The organism is Streptococcus australis (genome assembly GCF_019930045.1).
GTDB lineage: Bacteria > Bacillota > Bacilli > Lactobacillales > Streptococcaceae > Streptococcus > Streptococcus australis_D.
The window spans coordinates 1-5,532 of sequence record NZ_JAHZQQ010000077.1; the positions used below are offsets into that span (position 1 = coordinate 1).

3 protein-coding genes and 1 pseudogene are annotated in these 5,532 nt (G+C 42.4%); 1 reads left to right on the top strand and 3 read right to left on the bottom strand.

Going from position 1 to position 5,532, the window contains the following annotated elements; all coding sequences use genetic code 11:
* Positions 1–180: 180 nt before the first annotated feature.
* Complete coding sequence (locus K1J10_RS09945; RefSeq protein ID WP_223357191.1) at positions 181–1,335, top strand: MFS transporter; 1,155 nt, start codon at positions 181–183, stop codon at positions 1,333–1,335.
* A gap of 38 nt (positions 1,336–1,373) precedes the next feature.
* On the opposite strand, the gene K1J10_RS09950 is transcribed toward K1J10_RS09945, so the two are convergent.
* The 3 genes and pseudogenes from K1J10_RS09950 to K1J10_RS09960 form a co-directional block, all read right to left on the bottom strand.
* A complete protein-coding gene (locus K1J10_RS09950) occupies positions 1,374–3,110 on the bottom strand; it encodes an ABC transporter ATP-binding protein (protein WP_223357193.1) in 1,737 nt (578 codons plus the stop codon).
* Positions 3,107–4,843: an ABC transporter ATP-binding protein gene (locus K1J10_RS09955; protein ID WP_223357195.1), complete on the bottom strand. Its 1,737-nt coding sequence runs from the start codon at positions 4,841–4,843 to the stop codon at positions 3,107–3,109. Before K1J10_RS09955 ends, K1J10_RS09950 begins: the two co-directional genes overlap by 4 nt.
* Before the next feature lie 116 nt (positions 4,844–4,959).
* Positions 4,960–5,466: pseudogene (locus K1J10_RS09960) on the bottom strand (MFS transporter); the annotation flags it as partial.
* Positions 5,467–5,532: the final 66 nt, after the last annotated feature.

Genomic DNA, 5,532 nt, shown 5'->3' on the forward strand with positions numbered 1-5,532 from the left:
TTTATGCTGTTTTTCGCAATTCTAGTATATCAGATGAACGTGTCTTTTGTGTTGCACTTCATTTTACAACAGGGCGATGAAAATTATTAAGAAATTTCATTTAAATAACTTGCTAAATGAAGCAAAAAACTATACCATAGTAGAGTGTCTTTTGACTAAATATGTGATTAAAGGATGATTATGAAAAAATTATTAGAAAAGGTTAGTATCCTTTCTTTATCTCTTGTATTAACAACGTCTTTTTCGATTTCTAGTGCTCTTCCTTATATGTTCGAATACTATAAGGATCTCCCAAAAAGTCAAATCGAACTCTTAGTATCCCTTCCATCCGCTGGGATTATGGTCACCCTCTTCCTCAACACCTTTATCGAACGCTTCTTAGATGAGAGAAAGATGATTATCACCGGTCTATTAATCCTCTCAATCTTTGGAATGGTCCCTTTCTTTAACCAAGCCTATCCTATCCTTTTCATCTCTCGTTTCATCTTTGGGATGGGAGTCGGATTGATCAATGCTAAGGCTATTTCAATTATCAGCGAACGCTACCAGGGACGAGAACGAATCCAAACTCTTGGATTTCGTGGTTCTGCTGAAGTCGTAGGGACAGCACTCGTCACTTTATTGGTAGGCTTCCTCCTCCAATTTGGCTGGACTTCTAGCTTCCTAGCCTACGGGGCAGGATTAATCGTTCTCTTTCTCTTCATGACCTTTGTCCCTTACCACCAGCAAGAAGAAAGTCAACATATCCACGCCAATCATAAAGAACCACTCCAAAAAGAAGAATGGAAGTTGACTATTATTTTAGCCATTGTAGCCGCTATGATCGTTCTATGCAACGTCGGAGTAACTCTTCGCATTCCTAGTATTGTCGCCTACACTTTCAAGGATCAGCATAATTCAGCCAGCTTCATTCTAAGCGCTATGCAATTGATTGGCATTCTAGCTGGTATCACCTTCTCTGGTCTTGTTCATTTGTTCAAGAGCAAATTGATTACTTATGCCGGGATTGCTTACGGAATCTCAATGATGGCTGTAGCCCTTTCACCAAGTATCCCTCTTCTGGCTCTTTCCGCCCTCTTCTCAGGCTATACATACAGTACTGCTCTTACCATGGTTTTCCAAATCTTGTCAGCTAAGATTCCTGCTAGACGATTAAACCAGGTGACCTCAGTAGCCGTCTTGGGCTGTAGCTTCGGAGCGGCCATTACACCTTTCGCCCTCAATACCATCGGTCTTATCTCCGACAGCAACGCTTTTATCTTTACTGTATTAGGTATTGCTATGGCTCTCCTAGCCTTCTCTCTTCTCTATCTTTTAAAAGATCATCACGAATAAACAAAAAGACTGGAAAAAACATCCAGTCTTTTTGTGTCTTAATTACTAGAAAGTTGGGCAGTTTGCATTTTGTAATATACACCTTTTTGAGCCATCAACTCCGTATGATTCCCGTGTTCGACAATATTTCCATCTACCATAACTAGGATGAGATCCGCATTTTCAATTGTAGATAGACGATGGGCAATCACAAAGCTGGTCCGACCCACCATTAACTTATGAAAGGCATCCTGTATGAGCAACTCTGTCCGCGTGTCAATGGAAGAGGTCGCCTCATCTAGGATCAGAATCTTAGGTACTGCAAGAAAGACCCGAGCAATGGTCAGAAGCTGTCTTTGTCCTTGAGAGAGGGAGTCTCCAGCATCTGCTAGATAGGTATCATAGCCATCTGGTAACTGTTGGATGAAGAAATCAGCATTGGCAGCTTTTGCTGCTTGGACCACTTCTTCCCGACTAGCATCTGGTCGACCAAATGCGATATTTTCATGAACGGTACCCACCTTGAGCCAAGTCTCTTGGAGCACCATTCCAAACTGCTTGCGGTAGCTTGCTAGGCTATAGCTATCTACGGCCTCTTGGTCTAAGAGCAAGCACCCGTGATCCACATCGTAGAACCGCATGAGAAGGTTAATCAGTGTGGATTTCCCAGCACCTGTTGGTCCAACAATGGCTACCTTACTAGCTGCTGGGATAGAAATGGAGAGGTCCTTTATGAGAGGCTGATCAGGGCGATACCCAAAGCTAATATGATCAAATTGGACAGCTCCTTCTACAGCCTCTTCTTGCAAATCTTTCTTGCCACTTTCTTTCACTTCCTCTTGATCCAAGACACTGTAGAGACGTTCCGCACAAGCCAAGGCACTTTGCAACTCAGCAAGGACAGATGAGATGTCATTGAAGGGTTTGGTATACTGATTGACATAGTTGAGGAAGGTCACCAACTGGCCAACAGTAAAGCCCGTTCCAGATAGGATGCGGAAGGCTCCAAATCCTGTCACCAACGCATAAATCAGGGCATTGACAAAGCGCATCGCTGGATTAACTGTAGAGGAATAAAAAATCGCCTCTTGAGAATAACCAGCATAGTCGCCATTGATCTCAATAAACTTGTCTTTAAACTGATCCTGTGCATTAAAAGCTTGGAGTAAGCTTTCTTGACTGAGAGATTCTTCAATCATCTGCGTCTGAGTCCCACGTGCTTGGGTCTGCATCCGAAAGAGATGGTAGGAACGCTTGGCAATAAAACGAGCGATAAAGAGTGATAAAGGAGTCAGGATCAAAACCATTCCCATCATCATCCAATCCAATCGAGCCATACTAGCGATGGTCACTAAGATTGTAAGAAGACCAACAAAGAACTGATTGAAGACCATGAATAGACCATTGTTCAGTTGTTCAACATCAGTGGTCAAGCGACTGACCAAATCCCCAGTACCTTGACGATCCAGGTAAGATAAAGGAAGGACATGGACTTTCTGGATGACCTTCTCTCTTAAGTCTTTACTGTAGCGATAGATCATCTGATTGTAAACCAAGGGATTCAACCATTGAATCAGACTTGAAAAAAGAATTACTAGACCCATTTGTAAGATAAGTGGGAGCAAGAGATGTGCTGCATCAGGGAGCACCACTAAGTCTATTGCCTGCCCGATTAGGATAGGGATATAGACGGTTAACAAGACTTGTAAGATGGTTCCCAGACTGGCTAAGATGAGCCAGATGGGCTGTTTGCCTATATCAGCAAGCAAGCGCAGTAAATAAGTCTTCTGTTTCATTCTGCTCCCTCCTCTCTCTTCTGTTGGGAGAAATGAATCTCTTGGTATAAAGGATTGGTTGCCACCAAGTCTTCATGACTTCCCAAGCCGACCTGTTTGCCTTTATCTAAGACGAGAATTTGGTCAGCTCTTCGCAGACTATTGGTCCGTTGCGAGATGAGGATGAGACTGGTTTCTGTCAACTCCTCTTTTAAAGCCTGTAAGAGTCGTGCTTCTGTCAAATAGTCCAAAGCCGAAGTGGAATCATCCAACACCAAAAATGGAGCTTTGCGAAGGACAGCTCGAGCAATGGTCAACCGTTGCCGTTGACCGCCGGAAAAATTTCGTCCAAATGCTTCTACCAGAGCGTCTAGCCTCCCTTCTTTCTCACGGACGAAATCAGCTGCTTGCGCAACTCCCAAAGCCCACCACAACTGCTCTTCATTCGGTTCCTCGTTTAATCCTAGCGTTAAATTCGAACGAATGCTTCCTTTAAAGAGCTCTGCTTTTTGAGGAACTACTGCTATCCAGTCACGCCACTGACCAAGAGTCTTGGGACTCTGTCCATCTTTAAAAATGATTAGATTTCCTTGACTTGGGCCATAAAGATATCCTAACAATTGAACCAGGGTAGATTTCCCTGATCCTGTCCCTCCAATGATTCCTAGGGTTTGTCCCTTGTTCAAAGATAAGTGAATGCCTTCTAAAGACGGTTTTGCCGCTAAGGGATAGGTAAAGACAAGATCTTTGATCTCGAGAGCCAGTTGAGGATTTGAAGCAGATAGCTCATCTAACTCTTGATCCAAATCTTCACTCTTCTCATCAAATACCTGGACTATCCGACCAGCAGCAATATAGCTTTGGTTGAGCGAGGTCACCAACATGGCTAACTTTAGTAATTCTGTTAAGATTTGAAGGAGATAATTAACCAAAGCGACCAACATTCCTTGACTGAGCCTCCCCATTTGAATGGAGGCTTGTCCCTGCCAAAGAATACAAATCAAAGTCCCGTTCACGACTAAGAAAGTCATAGGACTAATCAAACTAGACCATTTGGATACTAGTAATTGCCATTTGGTATAGTCTTGGTTGACCTCATTAAACTCTGCTTCTTCATGAGCTACCTGCCCAAAAGAGCGGATAACCCTCATTCCTTGTAACTGCTGACGCGTGATGGTAACCACTCGGTCCGTTATCTTCCTGATGCGTGCATAAAGAGGATTGACCAGACGAGACATGACGACAATGATCAGGGTCAAGAGAGCAACCATTCCAATAAACCACATTGTCAATTGAGGACTAATAGTGAAGGCCATAAAAATAGAGCCAAACACGACAATCGGCGCTCGAAGGAATAGACGTAAAAATAGATTAATCCCCGTTTGAATCTGATAGGTATCACTGGTTAGTCGCGTCACTAGACTTGAGCTGGTTAGGCGATCCCTCTGCTCCTTAGACAAGCTGAGAATTTTCTCATACAAATCATTGGTCAATTCCTTCGTAAAACCAACGGCTGCTTTTGATGAATAATATTGGGCCGTGATCGCTACAAGAACGCCAAAAGTAGCAAAAACAAATAAGAGACCAACCACCCCAAGCATTCCACCTTGGTCCTGACGAGGGATAAGCTGATCGACAAGCTGGGCAATTAAAAGTGGAACCAGTAATTCAAAGCTTGCTTCTAACAACTTGAAAAACGGTCCCAGTATGGTTTCTTTTTTATAATTCCTGAAGTATTTCAATAAGTCTTTCATACTACTAGTTTCTCTTTCTAATGGATGTACTTATTTTACCACAATTTAGAAAGAGAGAAAAACTCTCCCTGCAAAGCAGAGAGAGTTGAAAAACGACCCAATGTACGTCAGGAATATTATTCCATCTTTGTCCCCTTATTTAATAGCTTGCCCATTTTCCCTAATCCAATCAGTAAGAGAGGGTAAGAAAAAAGTGTTATCAGGCCTAGCACAAGAAAAACAGCTACAAATCCACAAGTATCAATCAACCAACCAGTCAGTGGGAAGATCACAATCATAGACAAACTAAACATCATCGAATTGATACTAAGCATGGTTGCTCGTACACTAGAAGGCAAATAAGCTTGTAAATCATTGTAGTAAATGGGTTGATACACTGCATAAAGGGCATTGGTCAAGAGATAGACACTTAGATAGGCGAATGGAGTCTTCAAGACTACCAAAAGCAAGGACAAACCTGTCAGTGAAACCAGAATTGGAAAGACTTGATTACTATTCCATTTCTTCCCAATTTGACTAGCTAGATAAACCGCTAGAAGATTGAATCCACTACCAATCAACATGATGAGCGAAACTTGCCAACTGACTAGGTCACTGATTTTCTGTTGGTAGTAAAAGATAAATTGTAAAATATAGTGCAACAAAAAAACTCATAGCGTTTCATTGGGGTAAACTGTAAGTATTCACAC

Bases quoted from the DNA above. Each gene is read 5' to 3' on its own strand.
- K1J10_RS09945 (WP_223357191.1), top strand. From the start codon at position 181: ATGAAAAAATTATTAGAAAAGGTTAGTATCCTTTCTTTATCTCTTGTA.
- K1J10_RS09950 (WP_223357193.1), bottom strand. From the start codon at position 3,110: ATGAAACAGAAGACTTATTTACTGCGCTTGCTTGCTGATATAGGCAAA.
- K1J10_RS09955 (WP_223357195.1), bottom strand. From the start codon at position 4,843: ATGAAAGACTTATTGAAATACTTCAGGAATTATAAAAAAGAAACCATA.